The organism is Rhodococcus sp. ACPA1 (genome assembly GCF_002300195.1).
Lineage (GTDB): Bacteria > Actinomycetota > Actinomycetes > Mycobacteriales > Mycobacteriaceae > Rhodococcus_F > Rhodococcus_F opacus.
In genome coordinates, this window is the sequence record NZ_NSDX01000002.1 from 229,054 (window position 1) to 244,801 (window position 15,748).

At 63.9% G+C, this 15,748-nt stretch carries 15 protein-coding genes and 1 pseudogene; 1 reads left to right on the plus strand and 15 read right to left on the minus strand.

Features of this window, described 5'->3' with window-relative positions:
* Nucleotides 1-19: 19 nt before the first annotated feature.
* The 11 genes from isoF to CJ177_RS07760 all read right to left on the minus strand — a co-directional run bounded on the left by isoF (nucleotide 20) and on the right by CJ177_RS07760 (nucleotide 9,551).
* A complete protein-coding gene (gene isoF, locus CJ177_RS07710; protein WP_025432435.1) occupies nucleotides 20-1,057 on the minus strand; it encodes an isoprene monooxygenase reductase in 1,038 nt (345 codons plus the stop codon).
* Between the two features lie 11 nt (nucleotides 1,058-1,068).
* Nucleotides 1,069-2,091 carry an isoprene monooxygenase oxygenase subunit beta gene (gene isoE / locus CJ177_RS07715; RefSeq protein WP_005241084.1) on the minus strand — a complete coding sequence of 341 codons (1,023 nt, stop codon included), beginning with the start codon at nucleotides 2,089-2,091 and terminating at the stop codon, nucleotides 1,069-1,071.
* A complete protein-coding gene (isoD, locus tag CJ177_RS07720) occupies nucleotides 2,088-2,420 on the minus strand; it encodes an isoprene monooxygenase effector protein (protein ID WP_025432436.1) in 333 nt (110 codons plus the stop codon). The genes isoE and isoD overlap by 4 nt, the downstream gene beginning before the upstream one ends.
* Before the next feature lie 18 nt (nucleotides 2,421-2,438).
* Nucleotides 2,439-2,783 (minus strand): isoprene monooxygenase ferredoxin, encoded by a 345-nt coding sequence (gene isoC, locus CJ177_RS07725; RefSeq protein ID WP_005241088.1) that lies wholly within the window; start codon nucleotides 2,781-2,783, stop codon nucleotides 2,439-2,441.
* The gene (gene isoB, locus CJ177_RS07730; RefSeq protein ID WP_005241090.1) at nucleotides 2,776-3,060 is read right to left on the minus strand and encodes an isoprene monooxygenase oxygenase subunit gamma; all 285 of its coding nucleotides are present in this window, start codon (nucleotides 3,058-3,060) and stop codon (nucleotides 2,776-2,778) included. The genes isoC and isoB overlap by 8 nt, the downstream gene beginning before the upstream one ends.
* A gap of 38 nt (nucleotides 3,061-3,098) precedes the next feature.
* On the minus strand, nucleotides 3,099-4,622 hold the full coding sequence (isoA, locus tag CJ177_RS07735) for an isoprene monooxygenase oxygenase subunit alpha (RefSeq protein WP_061045201.1): 1,524 nt from the start codon (nucleotides 4,620-4,622) through the stop codon (nucleotides 3,099-3,101).
* A 61-nt stretch (nucleotides 4,623-4,683) separates the two neighbouring features.
* On the minus strand, nucleotides 4,684-6,039 hold the full coding sequence (gene tadD / locus CJ177_RS07740) for a non-phosphorylative glyceraldehyde 3-phosphate dehydrogenase TadD (RefSeq protein ID WP_143548664.1): 1,356 nt from the start codon (nucleotides 6,037-6,039) through the stop codon (nucleotides 4,684-4,686).
* A gap of 77 nt (nucleotides 6,040-6,116) precedes the next feature.
* On the minus strand, nucleotides 6,117-6,818 hold the full coding sequence (locus CJ177_RS07745) for a glutathione S-transferase family protein (protein WP_061045199.1): 702 nt from the start codon (nucleotides 6,816-6,818) through the stop codon (nucleotides 6,117-6,119).
* A 35-nt stretch (nucleotides 6,819-6,853) separates the two neighbouring features.
* The gene (locus CJ177_RS07750; protein ID WP_095867515.1) at nucleotides 6,854-7,570 is read right to left on the minus strand and encodes a glutathione S-transferase family protein; all 717 of its coding nucleotides are present in this window, start codon (nucleotides 7,568-7,570) and stop codon (nucleotides 6,854-6,856) included.
* A 66-nt stretch (nucleotides 7,571-7,636) separates the two neighbouring features.
* Nucleotides 7,637-8,317 carry an SDR family oxidoreductase gene (locus tag CJ177_RS07755; protein WP_095867516.1) on the minus strand — a complete coding sequence of 227 codons (681 nt, stop codon included), beginning with the start codon at nucleotides 8,315-8,317 and terminating at the stop codon, nucleotides 7,637-7,639.
* A gap of 16 nt (nucleotides 8,318-8,333) precedes the next feature.
* Nucleotides 8,334-9,551: a CaiB/BaiF CoA-transferase family protein gene (locus tag CJ177_RS07760; RefSeq protein WP_257014417.1), complete on the minus strand. Its 1,218-nt coding sequence runs from the start codon at nucleotides 9,549-9,551 to the stop codon at nucleotides 8,334-8,336.
* A gap of 172 nt (nucleotides 9,552-9,723) precedes the next feature.
* On the opposite strand from CJ177_RS07760, the gene CJ177_RS07765 reads away from it, so the two are divergent.
* Nucleotides 9,724-10,944, plus strand: coding sequence for a glutamate-cysteine ligase family protein (locus CJ177_RS07765; RefSeq protein ID WP_257014418.1), 1,221 nt, complete (start codon nucleotides 9,724-9,726; stop codon nucleotides 10,942-10,944).
* A 912-nt stretch (nucleotides 10,945-11,856) separates the two neighbouring features.
* Here the strand turns inward: CJ177_RS07765 and CJ177_RS07775 are convergent.
* The 4 genes and pseudogenes from CJ177_RS07775 to CJ177_RS07790 form a co-directional block, all read right to left on the minus strand.
* Nucleotides 11,857-12,408 (minus strand): MarR family winged helix-turn-helix transcriptional regulator, encoded by a 552-nt coding sequence (locus CJ177_RS07775; RefSeq protein ID WP_005241111.1) that lies wholly within the window; start codon nucleotides 12,406-12,408, stop codon nucleotides 11,857-11,859.
* 212 nt (nucleotides 12,409-12,620) lie between these two features.
* Nucleotides 12,621-13,592 (minus strand): alpha/beta fold hydrolase, encoded by a 972-nt coding sequence (locus tag CJ177_RS07780; RefSeq protein ID WP_005241120.1) that lies wholly within the window; start codon nucleotides 13,590-13,592, stop codon nucleotides 12,621-12,623.
* 336 nt (nucleotides 13,593-13,928) lie between these two features.
* Nucleotides 13,929-14,237: pseudogene (locus CJ177_RS07785) on the minus strand (SDR family oxidoreductase); the annotation flags it as partial.
* Nucleotides 14,238-14,244: 7 nt separating this feature from the next.
* Complete coding sequence (locus tag CJ177_RS07790) at nucleotides 14,245-15,438, minus strand: acetyl-CoA C-acetyltransferase (protein WP_025432441.1); 1,194 nt, start codon at nucleotides 15,436-15,438, stop codon at nucleotides 14,245-14,247.
* Nucleotides 15,439-15,748: the final 310 nt, after the last annotated feature.

The following is a 15,748-nucleotide window of genomic DNA, read 5'->3' on the forward strand; positions in this document are numbered from 1 at the left end:
TTCGAGAGGGGGACTGCGTTCAGGCGATGAAACGGTCGAAGAACAGCCGGTCCGCGGAGGCCCCACGCTCGCGCACCAGCGCTCGCAACGCCGCGTCGACCATTCCGGCAGGGCCGGCGAGATAGATGTCGTGCTCACTGAGATCGGTCCAGTCTTCGGCGACGTGGTCGATCACCCGCCCTACCCGGGAATCGTCAAACACGTCCCAACCCGATGGCTCATTGCCGGCGAGGTCGGGATCTTCGACCGAGACGGCGACACGGGCACCCAATTCGTTCAAGCGGGCGAGCCGATCGAGAAGAACGATGTCCCCGGCCATACGCGCACCGATGTACAGGTCTACCCGCCGCGCCCGGTTCTCGACGAGAAGTTCCTCGGTGATCGCGAGGATCGGTGCCAGCCCGGTGCCGCCCGCAATACACACCGCCGGACGCTCGGACCCCGGTTGTGCGTATGCACGCCCATAGGGTCCTTCGACCAGGATTTCCTCGCCCACCTGGACCTTTTCGAAGAGCCAACTCGATGCCGCGCCGCCGGGCTTGGCGCGGATGATGAATTCCACGGTGGTGGAGCCGGCACCGTCGGCGGGGTGCGCCATCGAGTAGGCCCGCCGAACCCCGTCCGGTGATTCCAGCAGCATGAACTGCCCCGGCAGGAAGTCGATGGGTGAGCTGAAGTCGAGGGTGAACAGAGCGGTATCGGGGGTCAGCGCTTCGCGGCCCAGGAGTCGGGAAGTCACACGCTCGGGCACTGCCTCTCGACTCACCGTCGGCCCGTCGAGTATCGGTGCCTTGACTGTGCAGTTGGCCGTGGGAATCGATTGGCACATCAGGATCCGATTGCCGCGTCGGCGATCACGTTCGGAGAGCCCAGCGGCGTCGGGCCAGAGGTTCTTGACCTCCCCGTCCACGAGTTGCGCGCGGCAACTGCCGCATCCACCGCTGGCGCATTCGTAGGGCAGGGCCAGTCCGGCCCGGAGGCCGGCCCGAAGAAGTGTCTCTTCGGGCCCGCACGTCACCGGTCCCTCGTACCCACTGAAGTTCACTGTGACAGTCATGGTCTCAGATCTCAATCGGATTCGGCCCGCAGACCGACGGAGTCGAGGAACGAGTGCCAGTCCTGGCGGACAGCGGAAGCAATCTCGTCCGCGGACGCCCCACTCGGTGACGCGACGATCCGGGCACCGGCCCCGATCATCTCGTTCCCGCGTGCGGACCATTCACTCAAATGACCCTGAAGCACATCCAGATTGCCGGGATCGGCGGTGACGAGGAATTCGACCAAGGCCGCCGACCAGCGCTGACTCCGCAAGCTGTCACGCCAGAGGTTCTCCAGAATCAGCGAGTCCAATCGCGCCCCGACCCGGGCGGTTTGACGCCGGAGCTGGACGAGGAAGAGCTGATCCGCAATGGCCTTGGTCACCAGATTGGTCGCGACGAATGCTCGGTCCCAATCGAATTCCACCAGGGCCCATTCGAATGCGGCCCGAATCGGCTGCCAGTCGGGGCGCTCGGTCCAGAATTCCTTCTCCGCGGTGCCGAAGCCGCGTTCGGGATGCGTCAGCTGCAGTTGGGTGGTGCGGTACGCGGTGAGCTGCACCCGGCGGAGCTGGTCCGCGGTCTGGAAAGCGGCACAGTTGGCGACATAGCTGCTGATCGCGAGCTGCTGAACGTAGGCGGACAGCATCTGCTGGCTGTGCGCGACGTACCGCGTCGGGGTCAGGGCCCGCACCAGCAGGGTCAGTGCCTCATCGGAAAGCGTCTCGTCGGAGCCTTCGCCGTCGAACTGGGCGATCAAACCCTCGACGTACGTCTCCTGATCGTCTTGGTCGGCAACATAACTGCCGTAGGTGACGGTATCGGGATCCCTGAAGGCATCCCAGTCGGCGACCGTCAATTTCATCGAGTCACGGTGCTCGCGCAGCCACACGTTTCCGTGAACGTCCGGTCCCATTTCGAGTGGCACGGGCCCGGTGGTGTGGTTCATGTTGTGCGTGAGCACTTCGTACTCGGTGGGCCGTCGCCCGAGGTTGCCGAACGCACTCCAGGTCTTGAGCCCGCGTGAACGGGACCGCGGTGTCTTGTTGGTCATGACTTCTCCTGTCCGGAGTTCTGGTAGAACCAGACGTATTCATCGGTGCGAGTCTTGAGGCGCCCCTTGAACGAGGGCATGTCGATCTCGAGCGCGGCCAGCTGATAACTCTGTCCGAAGTGCTTTTCCAGGCTCGACTGCGTCAGGCGGCACGCTCCGCGTGTGTGGATGCGGACGTAGTCCTCGCGGTCGAGCACCAGCACGTCCTGTCCCGGGTTGTCCTCCTCGATCGCATCGATCACCGCCTCCGCAAGGTTTCCGGCCCGGATGACCGGACCCACAAGGTCGGGGGACGACTCGTCCGAGGCATCCATGTCGACAATGGTCATGAGTGTGAACTCCTACGGTCAGTGATGCGCCGCGGCCGGCGACTTGAGGCGAACTTGAATGACACCGTCCACGATTCGGACGTCGTGCTTGTGCAGACAGGTGTCTCGGGGATTGACCCCGGAACCGGTCAGCGCGTCGAACTGCCACTCGTGTGCGCGGCAGGTGACGACACCGTTCTCGAATTCCCCCTCGACCAGCGAGATGCTCTGGTGTGGGCAGATTCCGTCGTATGCGCGGACCTCACCGTTCACCTTCACCAAGAGCACTTCGTCGTCTCCGACGTCGAACGATTCCATCTCGTCGTCCCACAGTTCGTCCTCGGCGACCAGGTCGACGAAGTCGTTGCCGGGCTCGTCAGCCATTGGAACCCACCTGCTCTCGGAAGCGAACGTCGACCCATTGCAGCGGTGGGATCGTGCGGGTGCCGAGTAACTCGCCGAGGGTGGCGTCGGACGTCATCACGGTGCCGTCCACGAGCACGTCGTATCCCGGGCTCACCTCGGGTTTCGGGACCCGCCGGCCCACCGAATGCGCCGCGACCTTGCGGGCGATCTGATCCCAGGTGTCGTCGGTGTCCACGGCCACGAGGACTGGGACGAAATCGCCGACGAAACGGCCGGTAATGGGAAACGGTGCCATATCAGTTCTTCTCCTTGCCGATCGAGTGAAGTCCGAGCTCAGATCGAGATCGGTTCGCGTTCAACGGATTCCTCCGCCGGTGCGGGCTTCGAGGGAAGATAGTCCTTCGCCCAGGCGTAGTCGTACACATCGTCTCCCATCACGTCCGGGGTCAAACCCATGTAGAGCAGCCCACCGGCGAGGTCGGCCGGGAGAATCTGGCCGTCGATGAAGCGGTCGATGAAGTTCTGGTGGCCGGCGTAGCGCTCGGGGTCCTGCTCGAAGCACCACTTGGAGATCTCGGAATCGAAGTGGTAGAGCCGACCCTTGTAGGTCATGCTGTGGTCGGCGAGATCGTGCCGGGAGAACGCCGATCCCAACGGGAGCTGGGTGAGGTTGCACAGCGCCGGCAACGTGTCCGGCAGAGTGTCCTCGATCCGATCATCGTTGACGTTCTTGATGATCTCGTCCCACATCACACCCCAGTTCTCTTCCCAGGTGGGGTACTTCTCCCGCAGCCAGTCCCGTTCATCCTTCGAAACGCCGGCATTCGGCTTCCAGAACAGCGTCGGGCGCCAGAACCAGGTCCCCAGGTGCATGGCGTGATGACCGTTCTCGAGCGAGTACAGGAACTGGTCCCAATACCAGGGCTTCTTCAGCCCGTAGTCCTCGAGGATCCGTTCGTGGTGGTTGACGATCCACTCGAGCATGAACTCCTTGAAGCTCATCTTCCGCTGATCGAGGGGCGTGTAGTAATCCATCGCCGGCCCGGTCAACGTCTGGAACAGCCGGGTGGACCGCCAGAAGGCGACATCGAGTGCCTTCTGCGCGCGGGCCGGGTCGTGCTCCATCAGGATGGACAGGGTGGGGAAACCCTGCTGAGCGTGGCGTGCCTCATCGGTTTGGATGGAGGACAACAGGTTCGACCAGTTGATGTCGCCGGCAGCCATGGCGTCGGCGGCCAATGCGACGAACTGGACGTTGGTGAATCCGTGTTCGACGGTCAGGCTCGTCGCCAGCGCGGCCTCGACGCAGTCGGCGTTGAGCATCGCGTCGTCGAAGAAGTTCTTCACCGCCAGGACACCCCACTCCTTGGTGTGGAACGCCTTCTGCGACCAGTCGAAACGCGGATCCTGCTTGAGCAGATCGTGGGAGAAGCGCAGATCGAGCTGGGCGTGGCGGGTTTCGTCGAGCATCCCGAAGACCCCGAGATTGCGCCAGCGCGGGGTCGGAGCGAACCGGCAGAATCGGCTCTGCATGGTCACTGCCATGTGCTCGACCATGCACGTGGTGCCCATGTGCAGATGCGATGCGGCGACGTGCGCGGGATCGAGCTTTTCGTAGGTGCCGGAACGCACCAGGGCGCTGCTGACGGCCTTGACGCCCGACTCCTTCTCACGCTGGATACGGACGTAGTCGCGGTACGACACCCGGAACGGTTCGTCCCACTTGTCCCAGGCGTCCTTTGGTACGTCTCCCGCACCGCTCCAACTCGTCGGGAACGCCACCGCCGGATCGACGTAGCTCAGTTCCCAGTCGAGGTCTCGCGAGATGTCGTACCAATCGTCCCGGTTCAGTAACATATTGTGCGCCTTCCATTGTGACGGTATGGGCGGTGGTCTTCTGGATGGTTCGGTTCAGCGGTCATCGTTTGACCCGCAGCACTCTGTAGTTGGTGTACTCGAGGACACCGTGGATGGACTGTTCGACTCCGAGCCCGGACTGCTTTACGCCTCCGAACGGAACATCGGAGGAGAGCATCGGGTGCTGGTTGACCCAGACCGTGCCCGCCTCGACCCGTTCGGCGACCTCGGTCGCTCGCTGTTCGTCGGAGGACCACACCGAGGCGCCGAGCGCGAGTTCGGAGTCGTTGGCCCGCGCGATCACATCATCGATGTCGGTGTAGGTCAGGATCGGCAGGACCGGGCCGAACTGTTCCTCCCGAACCAGGGGCACGGAGCCGTCGACACCGCGGACAAGGGTGACCGGGTGGAAGTAGCCGGGGCCCTCGGGCACCTCACCGCGGAAGTACACGTCGGCGCCGCGGTGGGCCGCATCATCGACATAGCCACGCACCTTGGTGAACTGGGCGGCGTTCTGGACCGGGCCCATGTCGACGCCCTCGTCGAGCCCGTTGCCCACCTTCACCCCCTTGGCGACCTCGGCCAGAGCTTCTTCGATCGCGGGGGCGAGGTGCTGGGGCACGTAGAGGCGCTTGAGGCCCGCGCAGACCTGACCACAGTTCGACAGGGCGCCCCAGTACAGATCCGCCGCGATCGACGCCACGTCGACGTCGTCGAGGACGATGCCGGGATCGTTGCCACCGAGTTCGAGGGTCAGACGCTTGAGGGTCGCGCCGGCGCCCGCCATGATCGACTTCCCCGCGCGTTCGGACCCGGTGAACGTGATCTTGTCGATCCCGGTGTGAGCCGTCATCGCCCGACCGAGATCGTCGCCGCCACTGAGCACCTGCAACACACCCGGAGGGAGGATCTGCTGCGCGAGCTCACCCAGGCGCAAGGTGGCCACCGGGGTCAGGGGTGAGGGTTTGACGATGATCGGGTTGCCGGTGATCAGGGCGGGGCCGATCTTCCACAGCGCCAGCAGGAGGGGATAGTTCCAGGCGGTGATCCCCCCGACGACACCGACCGGTGCGCGGTGCACCTCGATCAGCTCGTCGTCGTTGTCCCGGATGACCTCGACAGGAATGTCCCAGCTCGCATACCGCTCGAGACCACGCAGACCCGATTCGATCTCGCCGGCGGCCTTCGCCAACGGCTTTCCCTGTTCGAGGGTCACCAGACGGGCCAGTTCGTCGATGTTGGCACGCACGTGGTCGACCAGGCGAAGGACGATGCCTTGCCGGAAGGGGAGGTCGTGCGTAGCCCAGTTCTTGGCGGCGCGCCGAGCGGCAGAGACCGCGGCGTCCAGGTGCTCGACTCCGGCGTCCGGAACCTCGATGAAGGCCGACTCGGTGGCGGGGTTGATCACAGGGATCACCGCTGCGGTGGTCGTGATCTCTCCGTCGATGGTCAGCCCAGGTGGGGTGATGTTGGACAGAGAATCTGCGGCGATACTCATGGTTGACTTCCTTCCGGGCGGAAGAGGGTCTTGAACTGTTCCGCGCTGTAGACGTGGTTTCGGGCCTTCTCCTCGCGCGGGTCGGAGATCCGGACCTTGGCGGCGGGTCGGGCAGAAATACGGTTGGCCCACGCTTTGACGTTGGGGTAGTCGGCGACATCGACCCCGTGCCCGGCGGCCACCCGAGTCCACGGGAATGCCGCGATGTCCGCGATCGAGTACTCGCCGGCGAGGTACTCGCGATCAGCGAGCCGGTCATCCATGACGCGGTAGAGGCGGGCCACCTCGCCCGCGTAGCGGTTTCGGGCGTACGGGTTGTCGATTCCCTGCTTCGGGGCATGCGAGACGAAGTGGGCGGCTTGTCCGGCCATCGGTCCCTGGTTGGCCACCTGCCAGAACAGCCAGCACAACACTTCTTGGCGGGCGATCGGATCCTCGGGGAGCAGGCGACCAGTCTTCTCCGCCAGGTAGAGCAGGATGGCACCGGATTCGAAGATCGCCAAGCGCCGGCCACCGGGGCCATCGTGATCCACGATGGCCGGCACTTTGCTGTTGGGATTGATCTCGACGTACTCCGATTCGAACTGATCGCCCTCACTGATGTCGGTCCAGACGATCTGGTAGTCAAGTCCCAATTCCTCCAGCGCGATGAGCACCTTCCGCACGTTGGGGCTTGTGTAGTAGTAGAGATCAATCATCGAACGATGCTCCAAGACAGTCGATTACCGGCGAGTTAGATGTCGTACTGCTTGCGGATGCGGTCCATGTAGTCCACGAGGTTCGCTTTGGACTGGACATATCCGGATCCGAGCCACTGCTGCGGCTGGTCGGCGATGTGCCGCAGCGTCGAGTACACCGAGGCGTCGATCGAATGCAACTTGTCGCCGAGGAAAAAGTCCTTGTCGGCCATGAAGTCGGACAGGGCATCGATATCCGCCCGGAAGAACTCGACGACGACCTCCGCGCTACGCCGGCCCATACCCTGGCCGTCGAACTCGGTGAGGATCCGGCCCCGGAACCCGTCCAGGCCTTCGCGCATCTCCGGGGTCACCTCGGCGCCCTGAACGATGTACGGGATGTAGGTCTCCCACCCGCTGTCCTCACGCCAGCGCGGCTGGATGATGCCGCTCCAGTACAAGTGCTCCTCGATCAACCGGTTGAACGCGAGCGCCAGGGCACGCTCCTGCTTGCTCAGATCCGCATCGAGCTTGTCGCCGTACTTGTCCTTCAGGTAGGCGATGATCGTGTTGGAGTCACCGACCTTGGTTCCGTCGCTGTCGACGATGTACGGCAGCTTGCCGTGGGGCGAGTCCTCGTCCAGGGTCGCCAGGTCCTGCGTCTTGTGCTCGAACTCGACACCCGTGAACTTCAGGTAGTTGACTACCTTCGTGACGTACGGGCTGATGTCCGGGATCCCCCAGGCGGGAACATATCCGTAGACGGTGATCATCGTGTGTGACGTCCTTCTGTCTCGATGGGATGGAGATTCACTGGCGAACAGGGTGCGAGCCGTTGCTCACCACTGCAGGAAGGTTCCGTCCGAGTGCTGGAACCGGCCCGAGTTCTCGGGGGTGAGGTTGTCGATGTTCTTGATCAGTCCGGCGGCGGCCTGTTCCGGGGTGATGTAGGTGTGCTCGCCGGGGAAGTCCTTGGTCAGGTCGGTGGCGACCATGCCCGGATGGAGCATGAGCACGCTGACCCCGTTCTTGGACAGGTCGTGGTGCAGATTCAAGCCGGCCATGTTGGCGGCGGCCTTGGAAATCCGGTAGCTGTACATGCCACCGGAGGTGTTGTCTCCGAGGGATCCGACCCGGCTGGTGACGATGCCGACCTTCGCGCCGGGCTGCAGGAGCGACCGCAGTGCCTCCACGGTCCGCAGCGGTCCGAGGGTGTTGATCTCGATCTGTTTGCGGACCAGGTCGTAGTCGATCGTTCCCAATTCGTCGAGCCACATGACCCCGGCAACATGGACCAGGGCGTCCAGTTTGGTACCCGCTGCAGCGAGCCGTGAAGCGAGCGCCTCGACCGATTCCTGCGATGTGACATCGACGTTCGGCTCGACGGTGATGCCGTCGGCGGTGAGGTCGGCGCCGTCGAACAGGCAGGCGGCGATGACGTTATCGCCGCGCTCGTGCAACTGGCGGACGATCGAGTGTGCGATGCCCTTGTCGGCACCGACGACCAATACTGTGGACACTGTCCAGCACTTCCCTTCAGGCTAGGGCGCCGGCGGTGGCGTCCTGCTCGGTTCCGATGATGTTCTGTGCAGCGAGCGAAGCGATTTCGTCGTTGCTGTAGCCGATTTCCGCGAGGATCTCGGCGTTGTGCTGCCCGAGTAGCGGTGCGCCCTTGGGGGCATCGGGGACGGTGCCCAGGAACCGGGCCGCCACTCGTGCCTGCCGCAGACGCCCGGCTGCGGGGTGTTCGGATTCGACGATGATCTCGGAGGCCTTGATCTGCGGGTGTTCGATGACCTCGGCCCGTGTGAGGATCGGTGCGGCCGGTACGTCGAACTCGTCGAGCAGCGCCAACCACTCGGCAGAGCTCTTGTCCAGCAGCACAGATTGGATGAGTTCCAAACGCTCGTTGATGTGCTTCGACCGACCCACCGGGGTGGAGAAGCGCTCGTCCTCGATCCACTCGGGGTGACCGAGTGCCTTGCACATGCTCTGCCATTCGCCGTTGCTGTTGGTGGCGACGGTGATGTAACCGTCCGCGGTCTGGTAGATCAAGTCGATGAAGCTGCCGCCCTTCTCCAGCGGGACGGGCTGGTCCGGGAATGTGTAGGCGCCCATGTCCGATGCCCACAGGAACGAGAGCACCGCCTCGAGCATCGACAGGCGAATGTGTTGTCCCTCCTCGGTGCGTTCCCGGGCGAACAGTGCCGCCGAAAGGGCCTGCGCTGCAACGACTGCAGTCAGCTTGTCGGGGAGGATGGTGCGGATCAGGCGGGGCCGTTCCTCGTCGGATCCGGCCTGCACGGTGGTCAGGCCGGTCAGGGCCTGGATCAGCGAATCGTAGACCCGCTGGCCGGAGGCCGGTCCACGCTCGCCGAAGCCACTCATCGAGAGATAGATGAGTTTCGAGTTGAGTGGGGCGAGGTCGTCGTATCCGATGCCGAGTCGCTCGACGACCCCGGGCCGGAAGTTCTGCACCACGACATCGGCGGTGGAGACCAACTTCTTCAGTACCGCAACGCCTTCCGGGGTCTTGAGGTCCAGGGTCAGGGACCGCTTCGACCTGTTGACGTTGACGAACATCGCCGACATGTCGCCGGAACGATTGGGCAGGGAACGGACGTGATCGCCCTTGCCGGGCACCTCCACCTTGATGACGTCCGCGCCCTGGTCGCCGAGGATGTCCGTGGCCCAGGGGCCCGACATCATCGAGCACAGGTCGACGATCTTGATTCCGGTCATGGGGCCGCTCATGAAGGGCACCTTTCACCTGGTAGAAGACAGTTTTGCGAAGTGTCGAGCGACACAAACTGGGGCTTGTTGTGATGTGCTTCACTCCATAATATGGAGATATCTCTTGCTCGTCAATTGTTTCGATGTGAAATGTTTCTCAGCTATAGTATCGACGACGAAAGGACCTGGTGACATGACCAGTTCTCGCCCAACATTGACGATCCAGAAGGCATACGCGGTCGCACGCGAAGCATTCGAACCCGGTGGCGCCGACCTCGTCGGCGTCGAGATTGAATGGCCAGTGCACAAGCGAGGCAGCCTCTCACGCCCCGAATCCGCCGACTTCCTGCCGATCATGAACCGTCCGCTGCCGAACGGCAGCCGCATCACGATCGAGCCAGGCGGGCAGGTCGAACTGTCTGGTCCGCCGCTCGAATCGGGGCCGGCCACGCTACGCGCAATCAACGAAGACGCCGTGATTCTCCACCATCGGCTACGAGCACACGGGTTGATTCCGACCGACCTCGCAGTGGACGACCGCCGTCCCCCGCACCGGATCCTGGACCTGCCCCGGTACCGGGCGATGGAGAGCTTCTACGCGCACCGCGGCCGGGAAGGGACATGGATGATGACGAACACCGCATCGGTGCAGATCAACATCAGCCACCATCCCGACGGCCGGAACGTGCGCTGGGAACTGGCGAATAGGATGGGCCCGGTTCTCGTCGCGGCCTTCGCGAATTCTCCCGGGATCGGTCCCGATGGGCAGCGCTGGCAATCGGTACGGCAGGCGATCTGGAATGGGATCGACCCCGGGCGAACGGCACCGGTCCCGGTGAGTGATCAACCCGGAACGGATTGGGCGCAATATGCTCTCGCGGCAGATGTATTCTTCATTCGCGGAGGCGAGCTGGGCACGAGCGTTCCGCCCGGGTTGACCTTCGCCGACTGGATGACAACGGGGCACCCGGCAGGCTGGCCGACCGAGGACGATCTGCGCTACCACCTGACGACACTGTTTCCACCGATTCGGCCTCGCGGCTGGCTGGAGTTCCGGATGATCGATGCGTTGGAGCCGGATTGCCGCTCCGCCGCGGTCCTCGTCGCCTCGACCGCAATTGAAGATCGAGTTGCCGCGGAACTGGTCGACCTGCTCCCGGATACGCAGGACCTCTGGGTGACGGCCGCGCGTGACGGACTCAACGACCCGGTACTCCGGGACGCCGCACAGCTCCTGCTCGGCGTGGTCGAGCTGCATCTACGCCGGCACCCGACCCATTCGTCCGCCGCGGAAACGGTTGCGACCTATATCGATCGCTACACCAAGCACGGACTGGCCCCCGCACACGTGCACGGGGACATCGAAACCGACGCGTTCCCACGGCTCGACGCTGCGGTCGTGGCCGCACCGTGACCGATGCCTGACTCGCCAGAACAGTCCAGCTCGGACACCATTGAAACCCCGCAAGGGCCCACCCCCCGCCCGGACTCCCACACTCGTCGAGCGGATCGCAGAGAACTACCTGATCGCGTGCTGCGAACTCGACCCGGTGGAGGCGACCCGCATCGGGGTACACGGCTTTTGATGACCAGGTGACCGACTATTCACCGGACGGTACGCCGACTGGATGCGCCCCGCACGGGGGTACGGCGACGTTTTGCGACAGATGCCACCGCGGGACACACAAAAGACAGTGTCGGCAAGGACATCTACCGACTGAGGTCGCGAAGGTTCATCGGGCCGGCATCGACCTGCAAGAGACCTACGAGTGGGGGAGGGCGACCGTGGCGTCCATCGCGGCCGAACAACAACGCACGGCGGACCCTGCGTGGCACCGACGCAGCGCAACGGTGGATGCAGGACCTCTCCGATCGGACCTGACAGAGCTGAAGGATTAGCATTTCACGATCCCGCGTGAGATCGAGCGACTCGAATGCCGGATCGCCGCGACTCGTACCGGTGGTATCTACTACACCGGCCCGGACGAAGAACTGACTCGCCTGGTGGTGGGTACCTGCCGGAGTCGACCGCTTTCACACCCGGCACTGAGCGTCCCGCGTGTTCCGTGAAAGGCGTCGTAGGCCATCACCTGCAGGTCGGTACCGCATGGAGCGAGGCCATGAGCTCAATCGATCGCGCCGTCTGGCGAACTTCACCTCCGGCATAGTGAGGGGTGGCCCTGTATCCATGGCGACTGCGCGACGACTATCTCCGGTGCAACCCTCAATCGGATCTGCGGGACTTTCACGACCGAGCTCTGGCCGTCGGCATCATGGGGGACGTGCTGCGCCGAACCGTGCTCGGCTCAGGCCCCGCGGATTCGGCTCAGTCGGTCTCCAGCCCCACCGCAGGATCCTCGAACTGAGCCAGGAGGATCTTGAGGAGCCGCCGAAGTTCCGCTTGATCGTCGCCCGCCAGGATCTCCAAGAGCCGAGACTCGTGATCCATGATGTCGGAGACGACCTCATCGACGAGCTTGACACCCTTCCTCGTCAATTGCACATCTACCCGACGACGGTCCTTTGGGTGGAAGCTCCGCTTGACCAGTCCGCTGCGCTCGAGCTTGTCCAGCCGGTTCGAGATCCCCCCGGGAGTAATCAGCGCCGCCTCGGAAAGGCGCCCAGCCGTCATCCGATACGGCTTGCCGGCACGCCGCAGCATTGCGAGGACATCGAGCGTGACCCTGTCGGTGCCGAGCTCGGCCAGACGCTCGACGCGTTCACGCTCCAAATGCCGTGCAATGCGCCAGATCCTGGTCACGATTCCCACGGAGCTGACGTCGATGTCCGGGCGCTCACGCGCCCATGCCTGCTCAACCCGATCGACACCGTCGTCGCCGATCGAGTCCGAACCCGCCGTCGAAACCTCAGCAGTCATGTGATTCTCGCAGCCGCATGGTTGCAGTCTACGACGAGAAAGAAGTTCACGGCTAAAAAATACACCAGAGCAAGATTTCCGTACTCGAAGCTACCCCCGAACCGCCCACGCCCCCCGTTGGCCAGCTCGCCGGTCGTGGCGCCGGGCCTGGCACGTCGATTCGTGCGAAATGCACCCAGGTCTACCGGCAGCTCCCCGAGTCCGTCCAGACCTCAGGCCCCGACGGAAGCGGGCTCGAGATCGGCGGGCGCATACGGCTCCCGCGCGACCCGAACGCGCGTGAGCAGTCTGACGATGGCCTCGGACACGACGGCTGGTCGCTCTCGGATCACCATGTGTCCGGCGTCTGGGACAGGCACCAGTTCCGACAGCGGTAGCTGGTCCGCAATGTTCTGCGAATGCGCATATGGCGTCATCAGGTCCCCTGACCCACACAGCACCATCGCCGGGATCCGTGCGAGCGCATTCACTCCTGCTGTTTCGTCGAGATGCGTGAAAGCAGGAAGAAACCCCAGGATGGTCGCGGATGCGGTGTCGTTGATCAACGTGTTGGCGCAGGTAACCAGGCGCGGGTGGATCGGGGCCCAACCGTAGGCTGCGTGCCGAACTACGTGTTCGCACGCTTTCCCGGCGACGACACGTCCGGCGCCCAGAATCCAAGGAGCGTGCCGGGCAACGGTCGTGGCCGCGAGTACCAGCGGATTGCTCAGGCTACGAGCGATACCGGACCCGGTGAGCTCGCATGCGGCGGTCGCGATGAGGCCTGCGGCGACCACGGGGAACCCGATCTTTTCCGGGTGCTGACGGGCCCAGCTGAGGATGCTCATCCCGCCCATGGAGTGCCCTACCAATGCAATCGGTGCATTGCCCCCGACCGCACGAATGACGGAGTCGAGATCCTGGCCGAGTTGCTCGATCGTCATCGTGTCGGGCGCTGCGGGCCCGGACTCGCCATGGCCGCGCTGGTCGTAGAAGACCAGTCGGATCTCTGACCCGAAGGTGCTCTGAAGGAAGGCGCGTTGCAGCTCCCACGATTGCATGTCGAGACAGTGACCGTGCGCAAAGATCACGGTCAAGGGTGCCGCTTCGGGGCCGTACTCGCGGGTCACGAGCGGAACTCCGTCGTCGGCCGCGATAGTTGATCGTCGTTCCCACCGCATTGCGGGTTCGAATGTCGTACTCACCGGATTGTCCGATCCTCCGGGCGGCCAGCTCCATGATCTGCCGCTTCTTAACCTTATAGAATCAGTATCGTCCTCAATATTTCACGAGTCAATAGTTATTAGAGTGTAGAATTTGTCGTCGCAATAGTTAGTTAAGTGGAGGAGCGCGCGTACGAGGGGAGGCTGTTTCGCGCCGGGAGTGTGACTCTCTGGTCGACGCAGGCCGACGGGCCCCTGGTCCAGAGCCCAGGGGCCCGTTGGCCACGGCCGTGCGAATGGGCACTCCGGAGCCCTGTGCGATCGCGTCATCGTCGCAGGGCAGGAAGCGAGGCCGAGCCCTTCTCTCGAGCCGGCCGCCTACCGCGGCGCCATCCGCAGAGCGCCGTCCATACGAATGGTCTCACCGTTGAGGTAGTCGTGTTCGACGATCATCTGAGCGAGCTGGGCGTATTCGGCGGGCTGACCGTGGCGCGAGGGGAACGGGACGCCGGCTTCGAGGCCCTTGCGGTATTCGTCGGTGACCCCGGCGAGCATCGGGGTGTCGATGATGCCGGGGGCGATGGTGTTGACGCGGATGCCGAACTGCGCGAGGTCGCGGGCGGCCGGGACGGTCATGCCGTCCACGCCGCCCTTGGACGCGGAGTACGCGATCTGGCCGATCTGGCCCATGTCTCTACTTCTTCGGAACGCGGATAATCAGGGCGTCGCCCTGCCCGCCTCCGCCACACAGGGCAGCAGCCCCGACACCACCGCCGCGGCGCTGTAACTCCAAAGCCAGATGCAGGGTGATCCGCGCCCCGGACATGCCCAGCGGATGGCCCAGCGCAATTGCTCCGCCATTGACGTTGACGCGCGCCGGATCCAACGCGAGCTCGCGCATCGAGGCGATTCCCACCGCCGCGAAGGCCTCGTTGATCTCCACCAGGTCCAAATCTTCCGGAGAGATGCCCTCCCTGGCGCACGCCCTGGTGATCGCCCGTGCGGGCTGTGACTGCAAGGTCGAATCGGGACCTGCAACGACGCCGTGTGCCCCGATTTCGGCGATCCATGCCAGCCGAAGCTCCTGCGCCTTGGCCTTACTCATCACCACGACCGCGGCCGCACCATCGGAAATCTGTGACGCGGACCCGGCCGTGATTGTCCCGTCCACACCGAACGCCGGCCGCAGCTTCGCCAGCGACTCCACGGTGGTATCCGCGCGAATCCCCTCGTCCTGAGCGAACTCCACATTCCCTCCGCGCCGCTGCGGAACCATTACCGTCACCACTTCGTCGTCGAACCGCCCGTCTTTCCACGCCCGCGCCGCATTCTGATGCGACGCCGCCGCGAACGCGTCCTGCTCGGACCGCGAGATTCGGTGATCGACCTTCCCGTTCTTCATCTCGGCCAGATTTCCCATCGGCTGATCTGTGAAGATGTCGTACAGACCGTCGAATGCCAAGGAATCGCGGATCGTCACGTCGCCGTACTTGAAGCCCACGCGCGATCGTTCCAGCAGATGCGGAACCTGCGACATGGACTCTTGGCCACCCGCGACGATCACCTCGAACTCCCCAGCACGGATCAACTGATCGGCCAACGCAATCGCGTCGATGCCCGACAGGCAGACCTTGTTGACGGTCAGCGCCGGCACGTCCATCGGGATGCCGGCCGCGACCGCCGCCTGCCTGGCGGGAATCTGCCCGGCGCCTGCTGTGAGCACTTGACCCATGATCACGTACTCGAACAGCGCGGCGAGGACTCCGGATTTGTCCAGGGCTCCCCGAATTGCGACGCCACCGAGGTCGGCGCCCGACAGATCCCGCAAAGCCCCCATAAACCGACCCATAGGGGTCCGGCCACCGGCAACGATCACCGAAGTAGTCATCAGCTGTCCTAACTTGTCCACCGCGCCACTCCACAGGGGTGCGGGTGAAACGCTAGACGGAATTCAGGCGTGTGTGGTGAAGGCGCCCCTCGACAGACGGCGCGCAACGACGGGAAGATCGTGAACTAGACACGCCACGGAAGCAAGTCCTTCACACCATGAACCACCGAGTTCGATCCTGTGGCACGCCCACGTAAAGCACAGTGCCACAGAGTAGTTCTTTACCGGAATCGGCGCGGATCGGACAGCAGTGGCTTGTCAGGGGTAGAGAACGTCGGCGCTGAGAATTCGCAACGACGGCAACTGCCAC

What these genes read in the sequence shown, in the direction of transcription:
- isoF (WP_025432435.1), bottom strand. Translation starts at nt 1,057, where the DNA reads ATGACTGTCACAGTGAACTTCAGTGGGTACGAGGGACCGGTGACGTGC.
- isoE (WP_005241084.1), bottom strand. Translation starts at nt 2,091, where the DNA reads ATGACCAACAAGACACCGCGGTCCCGTTCACGCGGGCTCAAGACCTGG.
- isoD (WP_025432436.1), bottom strand. Translation starts at nt 2,420, where the DNA reads ATGACCATTGTCGACATGGATGCCTCGGACGAGTCGTCCCCCGACCTT.
- isoC (WP_005241088.1), bottom strand. Translation starts at nt 2,783, where the DNA reads ATGGCTGACGAGCCCGGCAACGACTTCGTCGACCTGGTCGCCGAGGAC.
- isoB (WP_005241090.1), bottom strand. Translation starts at nt 3,060, where the DNA reads ATGGCACCGTTTCCCATTACCGGCCGTTTCGTCGGCGATTTCGTCCCA.
- isoA (WP_061045201.1), bottom strand. Translation starts at nt 4,622, where the DNA reads ATGTTACTGAACCGGGACGATTGGTACGACATCTCGCGAGACCTCGAC.
- CJ177_RS07745 (WP_061045199.1), bottom strand. Translation starts at nt 6,818, where the DNA reads ATGATTGATCTCTACTACTACACAAGCCCCAACGTGCGGAAGGTGCTC.
- CJ177_RS07750 (WP_095867515.1), bottom strand. Translation starts at nt 7,570, where the DNA reads ATGATCACCGTCTACGGATATGTTCCCGCCTGGGGGATCCCGGACATC.
- CJ177_RS07760 (WP_257014417.1), bottom strand. Translation starts at nt 9,551, where the DNA reads ATGAGCGGCCCCATGACCGGAATCAAGATCGTCGACCTGTGCTCGATG.
- CJ177_RS07765 (WP_257014418.1), top strand. Translation starts at nt 9,724, where the DNA reads ATGACCAGTTCTCGCCCAACATTGACGATCCAGAAGGCATACGCGGTC.
- CJ177_RS07775 (WP_005241111.1), bottom strand. Translation starts at nt 12,408, where the DNA reads ATGACTGCTGAGGTTTCGACGGCGGGTTCGGACTCGATCGGCGACGAC.
- CJ177_RS07790 (WP_025432441.1), bottom strand. Translation starts at nt 15,438, where the DNA reads ATGACTACTTCGGTGATCGTTGCCGGTGGCCGGACCCCTATGGGTCGG.